The sequence below is a fragment of the Rahnella sp. CFA14(1/10) genome (assembly GCF_004195095.1).
GTDB lineage: Bacteria > Pseudomonadota > Gammaproteobacteria > Enterobacterales > Enterobacteriaceae > Rahnella > Rahnella perminowiae.
The window spans coordinates 228,474-246,855 of record NZ_SEWS01000005.1 but is presented as its reverse complement, the minus strand read 5'-3'; the positions used below and the strand labels follow the sequence as shown (position 1 = coordinate 246,855).

Annotated in this window: 13 protein-coding genes; 6 read left to right on the top strand and 7 right to left on the bottom strand. The window is 56.0% G+C overall.

Annotation, left to right across the window (positions count from 1 at the left end):
* Nucleotides 1-33: 33 nt before the first annotated feature.
* From fhuB to hrpB, 6 genes are all read right to left on the bottom strand, one after another.
* Complete coding sequence (fhuB, locus tag EVX52_RS12055; RefSeq protein ID WP_129991348.1) at nt 34-2,022, bottom strand: Fe(3+)-hydroxamate ABC transporter permease FhuB; 1,989 nt, start codon at nt 2,020-2,022, stop codon at nt 34-36.
* The gene (gene fhuD / locus EVX52_RS12050) at nt 2,019-2,921 is read right to left on the bottom strand and encodes a Fe(3+)-hydroxamate ABC transporter substrate-binding protein FhuD (protein ID WP_129953132.1); all 903 of its coding nucleotides are present in this window, start codon (nt 2,919-2,921) and stop codon (nt 2,019-2,021) included. Before fhuD ends, fhuB begins: the two co-directional genes overlap by 4 nt.
* Before the next feature lies 1 nt (nt 2,922).
* Nucleotides 2,923-3,735 (bottom strand): Fe3+-hydroxamate ABC transporter ATP-binding protein FhuC, encoded by an 813-nt coding sequence (gene fhuC, locus EVX52_RS12045; RefSeq protein WP_129991347.1) that lies wholly within the window; start codon nt 3,733-3,735, stop codon nt 2,923-2,925.
* 124 nt (nt 3,736-3,859) lie between these two features.
* Nucleotides 3,860-6,088 (bottom strand): ferrichrome porin FhuA, encoded by a 2,229-nt coding sequence (gene fhuA, locus EVX52_RS12040; protein WP_129991346.1) that lies wholly within the window; start codon nt 6,086-6,088, stop codon nt 3,860-3,862.
* Nucleotides 6,089-6,369: 281 nt separating this feature from the next.
* A complete protein-coding gene (gene mrcB / locus EVX52_RS12035) occupies nt 6,370-8,988 on the bottom strand; it encodes a bifunctional glycosyl transferase/transpeptidase (protein WP_129953134.1) in 2,619 nt (872 codons plus the stop codon).
* Nucleotides 8,989-9,194: 206 nt separating this feature from the next.
* Nucleotides 9,195-11,639: an ATP-dependent helicase HrpB gene (hrpB, locus tag EVX52_RS12030; RefSeq protein ID WP_129991345.1), complete on the bottom strand. Its 2,445-nt coding sequence runs from the start codon at nt 11,637-11,639 to the stop codon at nt 9,195-9,197.
* 96 nt (nt 11,640-11,735) lie between these two features.
* Here hrpB and thpR point away from each other — a divergent pair, with 96 nt between their 5' ends.
* From thpR to folK, 6 genes are all read left to right on the top strand, one after another.
* Nucleotides 11,736-12,278, top strand: a complete 543-nt coding sequence (gene thpR / locus EVX52_RS12025) for an RNA 2',3'-cyclic phosphodiesterase (protein WP_129991344.1) — start codon at nt 11,736-11,738, stop codon at nt 12,276-12,278.
* Nucleotides 12,279-12,326: 48 nt separating this feature from the next.
* Nucleotides 12,327-13,061: a DNA/RNA nuclease SfsA gene (gene sfsA, locus EVX52_RS12020; RefSeq protein WP_129953136.1), complete on the top strand. Its 735-nt coding sequence runs from the start codon at nt 12,327-12,329 to the stop codon at nt 13,059-13,061.
* A gap of 230 nt (nt 13,062-13,291) precedes the next feature.
* Nucleotides 13,292-13,747, top strand: a complete 456-nt coding sequence (gene dksA / locus EVX52_RS12010) for an RNA polymerase-binding protein DksA (protein ID WP_013576943.1) — start codon at nt 13,292-13,294, stop codon at nt 13,745-13,747.
* A gap of 61 nt (nt 13,748-13,808) precedes the next feature.
* A complete protein-coding gene (gene gluQRS, locus EVX52_RS12005) occupies nt 13,809-14,690 on the top strand; it encodes a tRNA glutamyl-Q(34) synthetase GluQRS (protein WP_129991343.1) in 882 nt (293 codons plus the stop codon).
* 523 nt (nt 14,691-15,213) lie between these two features.
* Nucleotides 15,214-16,539: a polynucleotide adenylyltransferase PcnB gene (gene pcnB, locus EVX52_RS12000; protein ID WP_205951588.1), complete on the top strand. Its 1,326-nt coding sequence runs from the start codon at nt 15,214-15,216 to the stop codon at nt 16,537-16,539.
* Nucleotides 16,536-17,015 carry a 2-amino-4-hydroxy-6-hydroxymethyldihydropteridine diphosphokinase gene (gene folK, locus EVX52_RS11995; protein WP_129953139.1) on the top strand — a complete coding sequence of 160 codons (480 nt, stop codon included), beginning with the start codon at nt 16,536-16,538 and terminating at the stop codon, nt 17,013-17,015. Before pcnB ends, folK begins: the two co-directional genes overlap by 4 nt.
* Before the next feature lie 5 nt (nt 17,016-17,020).
* On the opposite strand, the gene qseC is transcribed toward folK, so the two are convergent.
* Entirely contained in the window at nt 17,021-18,379 is a 1,359-nt protein-coding gene (gene qseC / locus EVX52_RS11990) for a quorum sensing histidine kinase QseC (protein ID WP_205952657.1), read from the bottom strand.
* Between the last annotated feature and the right edge of the window lie 3 nt (nt 18,380-18,382).

Sequence of the window (18,382 nt, the reverse complement as noted above, 5' to 3'; positions counted from 1 at the left end):
ATTTCAGGGCACTCACCGGAGTGCCCTTTTTTATTATTGTGCCTGCTTTCTCAGCAGATAAATAAAGTACGGTGCGCCGATAAAGGTGGCGAGCAAACCGGCGGGGATCTGATCCGGGAAGATGATCATACGTCCGCACCAGTCAGCAAAGATCATCAGCAAACCGCCCAGCACGCTGGCGACCATCCACTGCGGGATCGCCCTGCGAAATCCCATCATACGCGCCATATGCGGTGCCATCAGCCCGACAAAACTCAGCGGTCCGACCGTCAGCGTCGCCGCTGCCGTCATCACCGCCGCCAGCAGTAAGATCGCCACGCGGGTGGGCGTCAGCGCCACTCCGACCGATTTCGCCGTCACGCTACCCAGTGGCAGAATATTGATCCAGCGGCGGCAGAATGGCACAAGAACCATCAGCACCCCGGCCAGGATCAGCGTGCGCCACGCCGCTTGTGCAGAAACGGAATAGGTTGAACCGGAAAGCCAGGTCAGCAAGCCGCCCATGCGCGGATCGCCGCTCGCCAGCAGCAATGTCATCAGCGTGGTGAATGCGGTACTCAGCGCGATACCGGTCAGTAACATACGTTCGGCCGAAAAACTTCGCAGCCCCGAGGCGACCATAATCACCAGCAGCGTCAGCGCCGCACCGGCCGTGCCCGCCGGCAACAGCCATACAAAGGCATCGCCCGGCACGATAAACATCATCACCACCACACCCGTCGCCGCACCGGAGCTGATCCCCAGCACTTCCGGGCTGGCCATCGCATTACCGGTCAGTTTTTGAATCAGCACACCGGATGACGCCAGCATCACGCCTGCCGCCAGCGCTGCCAGCACGCGCGGTAACCGCCACGGCAACAGCGCCTGTAAATCGGCACCGGTTGACCAGCTCCAGCCGGTGGCGTTACGTCCGGCCATCAGCGCAACCATCAGGCCGAAGAACAACACGGTCAGTGCCAGTGACACCCAGCGCACCAGATGCTGACGTTCATCGGGCACATGGTCGCCCTGATTCATCGGCGGCGGTGCCATGTTATTACGCAGACGCGGCAGCAGCCATAACAGAAGCGGCGCACCCACCAGCGCCGTCGCGGCACCGGTCGGAATTTCCATCCAGAAGGTGGTGATGGTTTGCATCACCTGATCGGTAAACCAGAGCAGCAACGCACCGATCACCGGTGCCATGACCAGCCGTACAGCCAGTCGACGTGCGCCCAACATTTTTGCCAGAAGCGGTGCAAACAGGCCAATAAAGCCGATAATCCCCACCGCATTAACCAGTTGCGCACTCATCAGAATCGCCAGCGTCAGCACAGCAAGACGCGCCGCTGACAGCCCGAGGCCGAGATTTTTGGCAACACCGTCATCCAGCCCCAGCAACGTCATCGGACGCTGCAACAAAAATGCCAGCAGCCAGACGATAATCACACGTGGCAGCAGGAAACTCGCCACATCCCAGTCCTGCTGGTTCAGCGCACCACTGCTCCACATGTACAAACTTTGCAGATTCTGATAGTTGAAAATGCCGATCAGGCCGTTCACCGCACTGCAATATAAGCCGAGCACCAGACCGGCGAGGATCAGCGTGACCGGTGACATGCGTTTGCCCCAGGCAATACCGAACACCAGTGCACCGATAACCACCGCGCCCGTCATGGCGGCAAACTGCTGGGTGATCATTCCGCCCGGCAGCGCCCACAAAGTGGCCACCGTCAGACCGAGCTGTGCGCCCGCCGAGACACCGAGTGTTGCGGGTTCCGCCAGCGGATTGCGCAACACCTGCTGGAACAGCAAACCGACCAGTCCCAGCCCGGCTCCCGCCAGCAAGGCCACGACGACACGCGGCAGCAAACTGTAATGAAAAAGCATCTGCTGAACATTGTCGATATCAGGATGCCATAGCGCGCCGCGCCACTGCGCATAAGGCAGTTGCTGATGCAGGTTGTAGATACTGAGCGCACCGGCGGCCAGCGTCAGGAGAATCAGCAGGAGCAGCGAAACGCTGAGCGCACGGCGATTCATACCGGTTTCCTCAGGGTTCGGGTTAACGTCTTGCAGAAGTGCATCGCGCTGAAGGTTGCGCCGTAATACCACACGGCGGGCACGATGCTGAACTGATCCGCACGTACGAACGGCATGGATTTCCACAGCGGCGTTTTCGCCACGGCATCCATCATGTCGGTGTTGTCATGTTCGAAACACAATACGCGGGCATTTTTAATGCTGGCCAGGCGCTCAACGCCCACCGATACGCTGCCCCAGAAGCTGCCTTCCCCCGCCCAGGCGTTAGTCAGCCCGAGTTCGCCCATCACTTCATGGAACATGCTGCCTACGCCAAACACCAGAACGTGGCGCGTATCAATGAAGGTGATTAACAGCAGCGGCTGATGCGCGACCGGCTTCAGTTGCTCGCGGGTTTGCGTCAGCGTGTTGCGGTACAACTGCAAATGCGTTTCGGCGCGATCCTGTAACCCGAGGGTATCGGCCAGTTTATGCAGAGAACTGATGGCCAGATTTAGCGGTTTCGCCGAACCGTCATTGGCTTTAACGCCCAGCACCGGCGCAATCGTTTCGAGCTGACGGGTGGTCGGGCCATAACCGGAAGTGATCAGCAACAGCGAGGGTTTCAGTTGCTGAATAAGTTCCATATTAGGTTCGGTACGCTGACCGACATCAATCACGCCCGGAGCCAGCGTCGGTTCAACAACCCAGGTGTTGTAATTACGAATATCTGCAATCGCCAGCGGCATCACGCCGAGTGCGATCAGCAACTCGGCAGGCAACCATTCAAGGGCAATAATCCGGCTGAGATCAGGACGCGATGCCGACAGTGCCGGCAGCGACGTCAGCAACGGGGAAAGCGCCATCATCTGCAACAGACGGCGACGGGTTAATCCGGAAAAGTTTGAAATATCAGACATATTAGTATACGAAGCTCACCGGCGCGCCACCCGCAGGATGCGGCAGGATACCCATCGGAATACCATAAATTTGTTCAAGCACATCGCCGCGCATCATCTCTTGCGGCGCGCCCTGTGCAATCATTTCGCCACCGCGCAAAGCCATCAGCTGATCGCAATAACGTGCGGCCATGTTCAGGTCATGCAGCACCGCGATCACCGTTAAGCCTTTTTCACGGCTCAGACGCTGGATCAACGCCAGCACGTCTTTCTGATGGGCAATATCCAGCGCAGAAGTCGGTTCATCGAGCAGCAGGCAACGGCTGTCCTGCGCCACCATCATTGCCAGCCAGGCGCGCTGACGTTCGCCGCCGGAGAGGCTGTCTACCAGACGCCGGGCAAACGGTTTGAGGCCGACCAGAGCAATAGCTTCTTCAACCTTTTCTTTGTCCTGAGGCTTGAAACGCCCCAGTGCGCCGTGCCAGGGATAGCGGCCAATCGCCACCAGTTCCTGTACGGTCATACCTTCTGCGGCAGGAAGCTGCTGCGGCAGGTAGGCAACCTGACGCGCAAAGGCTTTACTGTCCCACTGTGCCAGTGGCGTTTCATTGAGATAAATCGTTCCGGATGTCGCAGACTGATGCCGCCCGAGCATTTTAAGTAACGTCGACTTTCCCGACCCGTTATGACCAATCAGTCCGCACACTTTTCCCTGTGGAAAGCTCAGCGACAGTGGCGCCAGCAGCGTTCTCCCCGGCACGGTAAAGCTGACATCTTGCAGGCGAAATACGCTGTCTGGCAGCGGGGAAGAAGGATGTACGTTGTTATCAGGCATAAGATTTTCTACGTCGACATCTGTTAGTGGAAAGGGAAACGGGCACGATCAGCGTGCCCGGATTTGACTACGTCACTGCTACCGATACCCTAAATAATTCTGGTTGCAGATGCGTTGACGGGTATCAGAAGCGGAATGTAGCCGTTGCGACCACCTGACGATCCGAGCCCCAGTAACAGGCATAATCGCGGTAGCAACTGGCGACATATTCACGATCCAGCAGGTTGTTGATGTTCAGACCAACAGAAGAACCCGGCATACCGAAACGACCCAGATCGTATTTCACCGTGGCATCGACCAGCGTATAGGACGAGACGTTGAATGCCTCATTCTCTCTGGATGCATTCACGCCGTTTGCGGTGTAGAAGCTGGAGCTGGCACCGACATAGCGCACGCCGGAGCCCACTGTCAGACCACTGAGCGCGGTTTCGTGGAAGGTGTAATCCGCCCACAAAGACGCCATATTTGCCGGCACTTCAACAGGACGCTTGCCTTCGAAATTGGTGTCATGCGTGTATTTTGCATCGGTGTAAGTGTAAGACGCCGTGACGTTGATGTTGGCATTCACCGCGGCTTTGGCTTCCAGTTCCACACCGCGCGAACGGATCTCACCGGACTGAACGCTAAAGGCGGCATCAGACGGATTGGCTGTCAGGTTTTTGTCTTTCGTGAGCTGGTATACCGCGGCCGTCAGGCTGACCGGACGATCGTTCGGGATGTATTTGATCCCGGCTTCGTACTGCTTACCCATTGAAGGATCGAAAGGCTGACCTTGCTTGGTCGCGCCTGCCGTTGGCTCAAACGACTCGCTGTAGCTGAAGTATGGAGAAATACCATTGTCGAACAGGTAGTTCAGACCACCACGCCAGGTAAACTGCTGGTCGTTAATCTGCGATGCGCTGTTGGTAGTGCGGGTGTAGGTTGAGCTTTTCGCAAAATCGTAACGGCCACCGACGGTCAGGATCCACTTGTTCCATTCCGCCTGATCCTGCGCGTACAGGCCGGTTTGTTCCTGACGGTTGAGGAGCTTATACGGGAAATAGAGCGAAACATTGCCGTTACCGTATTGCGGATTGGCCAGGTTCAGATTACTTGCGCTGCCGTAATCGGCATTAATGTCATTACGCATACGCATGTAATCGACACCCACCAGCACGGTGTGACCGACATCGCCGGTGCCGAATTTAGCCTGAGCCTGTGTATCGACATCAAAGTTCGCCAGCTTCTCTTTGGACTGAACATAGCTGCGGGTAATGTTACCGTTACCGAGGTAGCCGAAGCCGTAAACCGATTTATATTCCGTATCGAGTTTGGTGTAACGCAGGTTCTGGCGAACCGTCCAGGTATCATCAAACTGATGGGCGAAGCTGTAACCGACCATTTTCTGGTTACGGGACATGCGGTTACCCGCTTCACCTTCGTTGAAGTCTGTCGGTAATTTATGCGCTTTTCCATTGGCGTCGTAATACGGCACCACAGTCCCTTCACGAGGTAACCATCCGTAGAATCCGGCATCCGGATCGTTCTGGAAATTGCTCAGGAAGGTAAAGTCAGTTTTATCATCAGGACGCCATGAGAAAGACGGCGCGATTGAATAGCGTTTCTCTTTTGCCATTTCCTGCTGCGCATCCTGACTGCGCGCCACGCCGGTCAGACGGTAAGAATAGACGCCTGCATCATCGATAGCATCGCTGAAATCAAAACCGGTCTGGAACAGGTTATCGGTACCCATTTTGAACTGCACTTCTTTCAGCGGTTCAGTCGTCGGGCGTTTGCTGACCATGCTGACGACACCGCCAGGGTTGCTCTTACCGTACAAAACGGAAGACGGCCCGCGCAGCACTTCAACGCGCTCCAGCATGTACGGATCCATCGACACTTCGGAATAGTTATCCCCCTGAAGTTTGATGCCATCGAGATACTGGTTAGTGTTGACCGAGGTGAAGCCACGGATGGCCATGGCGTCAATAGTGTTAGAGCTGCCACGACTGGCAAAGACGCCCGGCGTATAGCCCAGCGCCTCTTTCACGGTCCCTGGCTGCTTCATGTCCATTTCTTCGCGGGTGACCACGGAAACAGATTGTGGTGTCTTCACCAGCGGCGTGTCGGTTTTCGTGCCGGTTGCGCTGTGTTTCGCAGCGATAGTGGCCGCCGGCCCCCATGCTGATTCTGGCGCCGCTTCAGCCGTTGCCTGGCTGGTCACGTTGATGGTGTCTTCTTTCGCAGGCGCGGTGGTGGCTGCACCGGCATAAAACGCGGCAGAGCCGAGCGCAGCGGCGATAGTTAAAGCTAACGTCCGGCGCCTGAATGCGCCTTGTCGGACTGAGGTTGAAAGCGAACGTTGAGAAACCATTGCATAATCTCTGGAGGAGTAATGGGAATGTAAACGATAATTATTATTATAACCGTCGCATATTATGCTCAATGCTTGCGCGGCTGCAAGCCTATTTAATGTATAGATTGTCCGAACGAATAAAAAATCTCCCCATGTTAAACAGGGGTAAAAACTCTTATAAATTAAACGGGAATGAATGTGGCGTATTTGCAGAAGATGTAAAACGCGGCGGGTTAATTTGAGTGAGAATAACAAATAAAAAAGGCGCAACTTTCATTGCGCCTTTGAGGTTTATGGAATTAATTCCCTGAGCCGAACATATCCTTGATCCAACCCGCAACACCGTTACTGTCTTTCTTCTCATCCTGCGGCTGTTGCTGCCCGGATTGTTGTTGCTGCTGGATTTGTTGCTGTTGCTGGATCTGTTGCTGTTGTTGCTGAACAGCAGTCACAGACGCCTGGCACATGGCGTCAGGCGAATCGGTCCAGACCGGGATTGAACGCACTGCACCACTTCCGCCCAACAGGCCACCGCTGTTGCCACAGACAAAGTTACCGCTGCCATCAATATTCATCGTACTGATGCCTTCCGGCATTTGCAGATCCAGTGGCTGAGGTGTGCCGTTTTCCAGATAGCGTCCGTAAAGCACCAGCGCACCGGTGGACCCCCACAGTTTGGACGGACCATTGTTATCACGACCTACCCAGGTGATCGCCACCTGGTTACCATCGATGCCGGCAAACCAGCTGTCACGCAGTTCGTTCGAGGTACCGGTTTTCGCTGCCAGATGCAGTTTCGGGAATTTATTCGCCAGGGCGCGTGAGGTCCCTTCCTGCACCACCTGTTGCATGGCATACAACGTCAGATATGCAGCCTGCGGCGGGATCACCCGTACCGCCTGCGGGAAGCTCTGATAGAGCACCGTGCCGTCTTCAGCAATCACCGAGCGCACCGCAGACAGTGGCGCTTTATTGCCGCCGCTGGCTATGGTCTGGTATTCCTGCGCGACTTCCATCGGCGTCAGGGCAATCGCACCCAGCAGCATGGATGGCGTCTGGTTCAGCGATTCTTTCGGTATCCCCAAATCAATCAGCGTTTTGGTGATGTTGTCGAGGCCAACGGCCATCCCCAGATTAACTGTCGGGACGTTCATTGAACGCGCCAGGGCATCCACCAGCAGAACCTGGCCCCGGAACTGATGGTCATCGTTTTTCGGCGACCATGTCTGGCCGTTCGCCAGTTTCAACGTCAGCGGCTGGTCAGCCAGAATGGTGTTCAGACGGTATTTATCCGGCTGAGACAACGCGGTCAGGTAGGTCGCCGGTTTAGCCAGCGAGCCGACCTGACGTCGCGCCTGCATGGCACGGTTAAAACCCGCGAACTGCGTTTCCGCGCCGCCGACCATCGCCCGCACCTCACCGGTATAGCGGTCAACCACCACCATCGCCGTCTCGATATCATTCAGACCGCTTTTCTTACGCAGTAACGGAATGCCTTCCTCGACCGCTTTTTCCGCCGCATCCTGAGAAATCGGATCCAGCGTGGTGAAGATTTTCACCCCGGACATGTCCTGAACTTTATCGCCCAGTTTGGCCTGCAGTTCCTGACGCACCATCTGCATAAATGCTGGCTGCGGCGAAATCACCCCGCCTTTCGGCTGCACACCCAGCGGGCGGGCGCTCAGCATGTCATACAGTTCCTGATCGATAACTTTCTGCTCAACCAGTAAACGCAGCACCAGATTACGGCGTTGCAACGCCATCTGCGGGTTACGCCACGGGTTATACAGCGAGGCACCTTTTACCATACCCACCAGCAAGGCCTGCTGATCGAGGCTCAGTTCATTCACCGGACGGCCAAAGTAATACAGGCTCGCCAGCGGGAAACCGCGGATCTGATCGGACCCGCTCTGACCGAGATACACTTCGTTCAGATACAGCTCGAGAATGCGATCCTTGCTGTAATCCGCATCAAGCAGGATGGCCATCACCGCTTCACGCGCTTTACGACTCAGCGAACGTTCGTTGGTCAGGAACAGGTTCTTCACCAGCTGTTGTGTCAGTGTTGAACCGCCCTGCACCGCGTGACCCGCGGTCAGGTTAGCCACCACGGCACGACCAATGGAATAGAAGTTGATACCATCATGCTCGTAGAAATGGCGGTCTTCCGTGGCCAGCAGCGTATCGACCAGCAAATCCGGGAAGCCGGAACGCGGCACGAACAGACGCTGTTCCCCGTTGGCATTCGACGCCTGCAACATGGTGATCAGACGCGGATCAAGGCGAAACAGCCCGAAATCACGCTGGTTATCCAGGTTTTTAATCTCTGAAAGGCTGCTGCCGTCAAACATCAGGCGGGCGTTGACCTGCCCTTCTTTCCCTTCCGGGAAATCAAACGGGCGGCGCAGCAAATCAATGTAATTCGCGTGAACCGTAAACTCGCCCGGGCGGGTGATGCGCGTGACTTCGCGATATTGCGTGCCTTCCAGCAATCCGACCATTTCAGCTTTGCTGATTTGCATGTCCGGCTCAAGATTGACCTGACGGCCATACACCGCCGCAGGTAACTGCCAGACTTTGCCGCCATCAATACGGTCATGAATTTGCTTGTTGAGATAAACCGCGTAAATCCCCAGCAAAATCAGGAAGACGACAAACAGTTTGACTAACAACCAGAACAGCCAGCGCTTCTTGCTTTTCTTCCCGCCTTTGTTGGCTTTACGTGGCGGGGCTTTACGGCTCATGCGCGACCCCCGTTCTGCTTCGTCATCATCATCCTCATACTCGTCATCGATTTCCTCTTCGTATTCTTCGTAGTCGTCATCCCGGCGGCTACGGCGAACGGGACGAGCCCGCGCAGGCTTGCGCCCGGCAGGTTTACCTTTACGGCCAATCGGCTCGCGATCATCGCCAGACATTAGTCATTCTCCCAACGCGCTGCTGTGTTCGTCATAATGATTCTGCTTAGCTGAGTCATTTTCATTTTTGATTTCAAAAAACACGTTATTTCAAAAGGATAGATTATCGTGCCTGAAGTTCAGGCAGCAAGGCGCTTACTCTGTGCCCCGCTTTACATTTCGCCCAGAAGAAATGTCTGAAAAAAAGGGGTTCTCTGTACATTTCTTCATGGCGCAGAAGCCTTTTTGGTGCGCCGCGTCGGCAGCGCCTCCGCCGGATTGTCCGGCCACGGATGTTTCGGATAACGCCCTTTCATTTCTTTCTGCACCTCACGGTACGAACCCTGCCAGAATGCCGCCAGATCGGCGGTGATTTGCAACGGCCGCTGCGCCGGTGACAGCAGTTCCAGCACCACCGCAATACGCCCTTCCGCCAGTTGCGGGCTGCGCTGTTCGCCGAACATCTCCTGCATTCTCACCGAGAGTGCCGGGGGCTGGTCTGCATGATAACGGATTGGCAGACGACTGCCAGTCGGTACGGTGTAATGTGTCGGCAACGCGCTGTCCAGACGCTGACGTTGTTGCCAGTCAAGCAATCTTAACAAAGCCTCATGTAAATCAACCTGTTGCAATGATTTTAATGAGCGAACGCCCTGTAAAGACGGCTGTAACCAGCGTTCTAAATTGTCGAGCAATGCCTGCTCGTCAACCGCCGGCCAGCCTGCTTCCGGCAGCCATTTTGCGGCGCAGATCAGACGCAGGCGCAATTGCTCCGCGGCCACAGACCAGTTCAGCGCCTGCAAACCTTGTGTGCGGATCCAGCCGATCAGCGCCTGTTGCAGCTCTTCATCGTCCGGCTTTGCCAGCGGATTGGCTTTCAGCACCAGACGCCCGATCTGCCAGCGTCGCCAGGCGCGCAGTGTGCCTTTTTCTTCATCCCATTCCACCGCTGTCTGCTCTTTCACAATTGCGGGCAGGTGCGACGGCAGCTGCGTGATATCCAGAGCCATTGCCAGCAAAATGCGGGCATCCGGGCTGTTGTTACCCTGCAATAACTGCGGGGCAACTAACCACGGCGAACGGGTCAGTCCGTCATCCTGCGGCAAAGACGCGCCCAGCCCGTTCGCCAGTAAATAGCGGCCATCGTCGCCGCGCCGCTGTGCGATACGGTCACTGAACGCCTGCGCCAGTAACCACGGCGCGAGTGCGATATCCGGTTCACCACTTTTCGCGCCGGTGCGCTGCGACAGTTGCTTTGCCCGCCGCTGCCAGTTGCCTTGCGGGCGGCTGAACCAGTAATCCATATCCGGCAATCCGCCGCGTGGCGGTTCTTCGAGCATCGCTGCCAGCAGCGCCGCCGTGGCCAGCGCTTCAGGACTTTGTGCGGCGGCAGAAATCAGCATCGCGGCCAGTCGCGGCTCGCAGCCGAGTTGAGCCATACGTTGCCCGGCAGCGGTGAGCTTGCCTTGTGCATCGGTCGCGCCGAGCTGCTGTAACAGATTTTTTGCGGCAGACAGCGCGGCAGCGGGCGGCGTATCCAGCCACTGTAGCTGTGCCGGATCCTGACAGCCCCACTGCAATAACTCCAGCCAGAAGCTGCTCAGGTCGCTTTGCAGCATTTCGGCTTCCGCCTGCTGACTGGCGCGTTCAGCCTGATCTTTGCTGAATAAATGCCAGCACAGGCCCGGCGCCAGACGCCCTGCACGACCCGCACGTTGGGTCATCGAGGCCTGGCTGACACGTTGCGTCACCAGCCGTGTCAGACCGCTACGCGGGTCAAATTGCGCGCTGCGCTCCAGGCCGCTGTCGACCACCAGACGGATCCCTTCGATGGTCAGACTGGTTTCGGCAATGTTCGTCGCCAGCACCACTTTACGGCGTCCGGCAGGCGAAGGCTGGATGGCTTTTTGCTGCTGTTCTAATGACAGCGCGCCGTACAGCGGACAGAGATCGACATCCTGCGCCAGTCTGCCCGTCAGCAGGTTTTGTACACGGGTGATTTCCGCTACGCCCGGCAAAAACAGCAGCATGGAGCCATGATTTTCGCCCATCAGACGGCTGGCAACACGTGCCACACCCTCGTCCAGCCGTTCATGCGAAGCCAGGGGAAGATACTGGCGATCCACCGGGAAACTGCGGCCTGCGGATTCAATCACCGGCGCATCCGGCAGCAAATCCGATAAACGCAGGTTATCGAGCGTAGCCGACATTATCAGGATCTTTAAATCGTCGCGCAGGGCATTTTGCACATCGAGTAACAATGCCAGCGCCAGGTCGGCCTGCAAACTGCGCTCATGAAATTCATCGAGGATCACCATCGACACACCGGTCAGTTCGGGATCAGCCTGTACCCTGCGGGTGAGAATACCTTCGGTCACCACTTCAAGGCGGGTCGCCGCGCTGGTTTTGCTTTCAGCACGCATGCTATATCCCACCGTCTGCCCCGGCGTTTCGCCCAGTTGCTGTGCCAGGCGAAAGGCGACGTTTTTCGCTGCCAGACGGCGCGGTTCAAGCAACAGGATCTTGCCCGGCAGGTTAGCCTGTTTCAGCAACTGCAACGGCAGCCAGGTCGATTTACCGGCGCCGGTCGGAGCCAGCAGCAGGATTTGCGGCGCCTGTTGCAATGCGGCTAAAAGCGGTTCGAGTACGGCGCTGACCGGCAAAGAAGTCAATGAATTCTCCAGGAGAGTTAACTTTAAACGGCGGGCATTGTAGCATTTAGCCCCACATCCGGCATGTTGCCGTGATTTGTCTTCACAGGAAACACTATGTCTGCCGGACGCCGCCTGTTTTTCGCCTTATCATTGCCCGCAAAAATGCAAAAGCAGGTAATTGCGTGGCGTGCGGACAACTTCCCGCCAGAAACCGGCCGCCCCGTCGCTGCCGCCAGCCTGCACATTACGCTGGCATTTTTAGGCGAAATCAGTGATCTGAAAGCCCGGGCGCTGACCAGTGTTGCCGGGCGTATTCAGGCGCAAAAATTCAGCCTGCAACTGGATGATATCGGCCACTGGCCGGGGTCCGGCGTGGTGTGGATCGGCACAAAGCGCGCACCGAATGCGCTGTTGCAACTGGCCTCCGTATTGCGATCACACGCAGCACGCAACGGGTGTCACCAGAGTACACTGCCGTTTCATCCCCATGTGTCGCTGTATCGCAGCGCGACCCGTCCGGTCGCTATTCCTCCGGCCACGCCCGGCTGGCAACTGGACGCTACCGGATTCAGTTTGTACGAATCCCTGTTTGAACGGGGACGCACCCGTTACCACAGCCTGCAAACCTGGCCGCTGTGCGATACGCAGGAAAGCTGATCTTTTTTAGCACTCTCTTTCACAAGAGCCATTCACACGGAAACTTTCATGGACTTCGAGCCTGCGCTTCAATCTGCCACGCTGATCAAACGTTACAAACGGTTTCTCGCCGACGTGATTACGCCAGACGGCACGGAACTGACCTTACATTGCGCCAACACCGGCGCGATGACCGGTTGTGCAACACCCGGCGACACCGTCTGGTATTCCACTTCGGACAATCTCAAACGCAAATATCCGCACAGCTGGGAACTGACCGAAACCCAACAAAAACACTGGATTTGCGTGAATACGCTGCGGGCCAATCAGCTGGTACGCGAAGCGATCAATGAACAGCGAATACCGGAATTATCCGGTTACAGTAAATTAATGACCGAAGTAAAATACGGCGCCGAAAACAGCCGTATAGACTTGATGTTACAGGCAGAAAATCAACCTGACTGCTATATTGAAGTGAAATCTGTCACGTTGTTGCAGGAGGGGCTGGGATTCTTCCCCGATGCAGTCACACTGCGCGGTCAGAAGCATTTACGCGAGTTACAGTCAATGGCAGAGCAAGGGCAGCGGGCAGTACTTTTCTTCGCTGTTTTACATTCAGGTATTGAAAGCGTATCCGCTGCACACCATATTGATCCGCGTTATACCGATTTACTGAAGTATGTACAAAACAAGGGTGTTGAAGTGATGTGCTACGGTGCTGAACTTTCTGCTGAGGGTATCCGCCTCACAAAAAGAGTACCGCTGCTGACACTGTCAATCAGTGAACATAAAACGTTCGGATAACCCTGTAATACCCTGTCGGCGGCATAAAAAACCGGTCGCGAATACGCTTTTCCTCACAGGCTTGTCAAGCACCTGCGAGGAATAATTGCCAACCTCGTTGCCTTCTGTTATTTATAGCGGCCTGATTTTTTCCCCCGTTGGGGATCGAAATGTTCGAAGCCTGCACATTGCGGCCATGCCGGAATGTGAAAAGTGGATGAACATAGTGCGTGTTATGTAGGAGAAGCATCATGCAAGAAGGCCAAACCCGTAAGACGTCGTCCTTGAGCATTCTCGCTATCGCTGGGGTGCAGCCGTATCAAGAGAAGCCGGGCGAAGAGTATATGAACGACGCTCAGCTGGCTCACTTCAAAAAGATTCTTGAAGCATGGCGCAATCAGCTCAGGGATGAAGTCGATCGTACCGTTTCACACATGCAGGACGAAGCCGCAAACTTCCCTGATCCGGTTGACCGTGCCGCTCAGGAAGAAGAATTCAGCCTCGAACTGCGCAACCGTGACCGTGAACGTAAGCTGATCAAAAAGATTGAAAAAACACTGAAAAAAGTGGAAGACGAGGATTTCGGTTATTGCGATTCCTGTGGCGTTGAGATTGGCATCCGCCGTCTTGAAGCCCGTCCTACCGCTGATTTGTGTATCGACTGTAAGACTCTGGCAGAAATCCGCGAAAAGCAGATGGCTGGCTAAGTCCGGGTTCCACGCGGTGCGTCATGCACCGCGTTCCCTTTTAACGCTGTCCCCCATTCTTATGCCGCGAAAAAAATACACAGGCCGTTTCGCCCCTTCACCTTCCGGTGACCTCCATTTTGGTTCCCTGATCGCCGCTCTTGGCAGCTATCTGCATGCCCGCTCGCAAAATGGCACCTGGTTAGTGCGCATCGACGATATCGATCCGCCGCGTGAGATTCCCGGCTCTGCTGACCGTATCCTGAGAACGCTGGAACGTTACGGGCTGGAATGGGAGGGTGAAGTGGTCTGGCAGTCAAAACGTCACAGCGCTTACCGCGAAGTACTGGACGGGCTGTACCATCAGCAAAAAAGTTATTACTGTAGCTGCACCCGCCAGCGTATTGCGCAGATCGGTGGCACCTATGACGGCCACTGCCGTGACCTGAAACTCAGCCCGGAAAATGCTGCCATCCGCCTGCATCAGACATTGCCGGTGTACGGTTTCGACGATGACCTTCAGGGGCATTTGCAGGCCAGCCATCAACTGGCCGAAGAAGATTTTATTATCCGCCGCCGCGACGGGCTGTTTGCCTATAATCTTGCGGTAGTGGTCGATGACCATTTTCAGGGCGTGAATCACATTGTACGCGGTGCGGATCTGATTGAACCGACCGTGCGCCAGATTTCGCTGTACCGGCATCTGGGTTATCCGCAACCGGGATATCTGCATTTGCCGCTGGCGGTGAATGAAGATGGCGATAAGCTTTCCAAGCAGAATCACGCTCCGGCGCTGCCTGCGGGCGATCCGCGACCGGTTATCATTAAAGCGCTGAAATTTTTAGGACAAACGCTGCCGGAAAACTGGCAGGATTATCCTTTGCCTTTATTATTACGCTGGGCGACAACACACTGGACGCCATCAGCGATACCGCGCCGGAACGCTAATGCGCAGCAGATGTGACTTCGGCATTCTCAAAGCGCCTGTCGTGAGCTATGATTAGCCGCTGTTTTTGCGTCACGCCCATTTTTTTCAGTCACTATCGAGGTGTACCATTTTTACCCGAGTAGCCAATTTTTGCCGTAAGGTGCTAGTTCGTGAAGATAAAGTCGTTCGTGAAGAAAAGGCTGTTCATGACGAAGCCGCGCTTCATGCAGAACCTCATCGCGAGGAGACTTCCCGTCGTGATCCGTCTCCTGTGGCTGAAGGCAATGTGAAGGCAAAAAACCCCGAACGCCGTGACAACGAGCAACGCCGTGAAAATCGCGGCCGCCGGGAAGACAACGCGAACAGAGGCGAACGCCGCAATAACAACAACCGGCGTTCTTCGTCATCTTATCCGCCTCGTGGCGAACGCAGCGATACCCGTGGTGATCGTCATAACGACCCGCGCAGCGACCGCAATGAACAGCGAGCCCCGCGTCCTTCTGCCGAACACGTACAGAAACCGCGCCCCTCATTCGATTACGCGGGCGAAACCCGTGCGATGACGATTATTCCCCGCGATGAGCACAACATTTCTCGTCGTGATATCAGCGAAAACGCCCTGAAAGTTTTATACCGTCTGAACAAGTCTGGCTTTGAAGCCTTCCTGGTTGGCGGCGGTGTGCGTGATTTATTGCTGGATAAAAAACCTAAAGATTTCGACATCACCACCAACGCTACGCCGGATCAGGTACGCAAGCTGTTCCGCAACTGCCGTCTGGTGGGGCGTCGTTTCCGTCTGGCTCATGTCATGTTTGGCCCGGAAATCATCGAAGTGGCGACCTTCCGTGGTCACCACGAACAGTATGAAGAGACTGACGATAAAAACGTCTCCCAGCAGGCCGTTAATGGCATGCTGCTGCGCGACAATATTTTTGGCACCATTGAAGATGACGCCCAGCGCCGTGACTTCACCATTAACAGCCTGTATTACGGTGTCGCAGACTTCACGGTCCGCGATTACACCGGCGGCCTGCGCGACCTGGAAAATGGTATCATCCGTCTGATCGGTGATCCTGAAACCCGTTATCGCGAAGATCCGGTGCGGATGCTGCGTGCGGTACGTTTCGCGGCCAAACTGGACATGAAAATCAGCCCGGAAACGGCCGGACCGATCCCCCGTCTGGCGACGCTGCTACAGGAAATTCCGCCCGCACGTCTGTTTGAAGAATCGCTAAAGCTGTTGCAGGCCGGTTACGGCTTAGAGACGTATAAAAAGCTTTGCGAATACCAGCTCTTCCAGCCCTTGTTCCCGCTGATTGCCCGCCAGTTTACTGAGCAGGGTGACAGCCCGATGGAACATATTCTGCTCCAGGTGCTGAAAAATACCGACCACCGTCTGCATAACGATCAGCGCGTCAATCCGGCGTTCCTGTTTGCCGCAATGCTGTGGTATCCGGTGATTGAACATGCGCAGAAGCTGGCGCAGGAAGGCGGGCTGACCTACTACGACGCCTTCGCACTGGCCATGAACGATGTGCTTGATGAGCAATGCCGTACGCTGGCCATTCCGAAACGTATTACCACACTGGTGCGTGATATCTGGGCGCTGCAACTGCGCCTGTCACGCCGTCAGGGTAAACGTGCGCACAAGCTGATGGAACATCCTAAATTCCGCGCGGCGTATGATTTACTGGTACTGCGTGCGGAAGTGGAACAGCACCGCGAATTGCAGAGTCTGGCGCAATGGTGGGGTGAGTTCCAGGAAGCCACTCCGGCCTCCCAGAAGAGCATGCTCGGTACGCTGGGTGACGACGCGGCACCGGCCCGCCGTGCACGTCCGCGCCGTCCGCGTAAACGGGTTCCGCGCAAGGATGGCGGTCAGTGATCCGCGTTTACCTGGCTCTGGGCAGTAATCTTGCCCGTCCGCTTGACCAGGTAAACTGCGCGCTGGAGGCGCTGGCACATCTGCCGCGCACCCGCTTTGTGGCTGCATCCCCGTTTTACCGCAGTAAACCACTGGGGCCGCAAGATCAGCCTGATTATCTGAATGCTGTGGTGGCGCTTGACACGCTGCTGCCGCCGGAACAGTTGCTCGATTGCACACAAGGGATCGAGCAAAATCAGGGACGCGTTCGCAAAGCTGAACGCTGGGGGCCACGTACGTTAGATCTTGATATGCTGTTGTATGGCGATCAGGTGATCAACACAGAACGATTAACGGTGCCGCATTACGACATGAAAAACCGCGAATTCATGCTGTACCCGCTGGCCGATCTGGCACCGGAACTGGTATTCCCTGACGGCGAAACCTTGCACAGTCTGCTCGCACGCGTGCCGCTTAACGGCCTGACGCGGTGGTAATTCCTTCAGTGACTGACCCGCACTTCCAGTCCGCCTTCTGCTTTATTGTGATATACAACGTTCAGATGATGTAACTGCGCGATCCTTTGTATGATCGAAATTCCCAATCCGCTGCCAGTCTGTTCCTGTCCCGGTGGCCGGTAAAAACGTTCCCCCAGCCGCGACAGGTGTTCGGTACTGATACCCGGCCCCTGATCCTCTACCGTGAATCCCCGCGCATCGAGCCGCACCGTGACGCAGGTCCCGGCGGCAGAATAACGAATGGCATTATCCAGCAGATTACGCACCATCAGCGAAAGCAGCAGTGACTGACCACGCATAACGGGTGCCGTCCCCTGCTCCTCAAACCGTAATTCAATGCCTTTACTGTGCGCGCGGTAATCCTGCTCTGCCAGACTTTGTGCGATCAGCATCGGCCAGTCGATGGGCTCCAGCTCTTCAGGTGCGGAAAAGCTTTCCAGCCGGGAAAGCGTCAGCAACTGATCCACCAGCCGCGTGGCGCGATCGATACTGGTAATCAGGTTTTCCAGCGCATGTTCACGCATCCGGGCATCATCGCCGGAAAGCTGTACAACTTCCGTTTGCACACGTAAGGCCGCCAGCGGACTGCGCAGCTCATGAGCGGCATCAGACGTAAACCGCCGTTCGCGCACCAGCATTTGACGGGTGCGGTCAAACAGGGAATTGAGCGCATTTGCCAGCGGCAGAACCTCACCGGGTAACTGATGCGTCCCGATAGGTGTGGCATCTTCCGGTGAGCGCTGCCGCAGACCTTCCGCGACCCGTCGCAGCGGCCGCAGCTCCAGCGTCACCATAATTATCAGCGCCAGCAATAACACAGGTAAAGAGGCCAGCCAGGGCGTCAGCTGGCCGCTCACCAGGCTCCACGCCATATCATTGCGATAATCCTGCTCCTGCCCGACAGCCACGCGATATTGCCCGTCCGGCGAGGTCAGCCAGACCATACGCCAGGCATCGCTGTTCCCTCTGAGTTCAACATCATTAAACCCCTGCGTGTCACCGTCAAAACGGATGTGTTTGCCATTCTCACCATCATTGAGCAACATTTGCCCGTGACGATTGAAGATAGCAAATGTCAGCGCGTCATCATCGGTATGGCCCCGTGAGCCTTTGCGTACCATTTTTTTGGTGTCCGGCAGCTCAGTGTCTTTTTGCCGATTAAGGCGGTCGCCTAAGCCGGTGGCTGCCAGACGTTTGGCAAACAGCATCTGCTGGGTATCGAAAACTTCATTGATATGTTTGCGGGTCTGATGCCACGCCACGCCGCTGGCAATCAGCCAGGTCAGCAGTGCCAGCATGGAAAAAAGCAGAATAAGGCGCAGTCGCAGACTGAGATTCTGCAACTT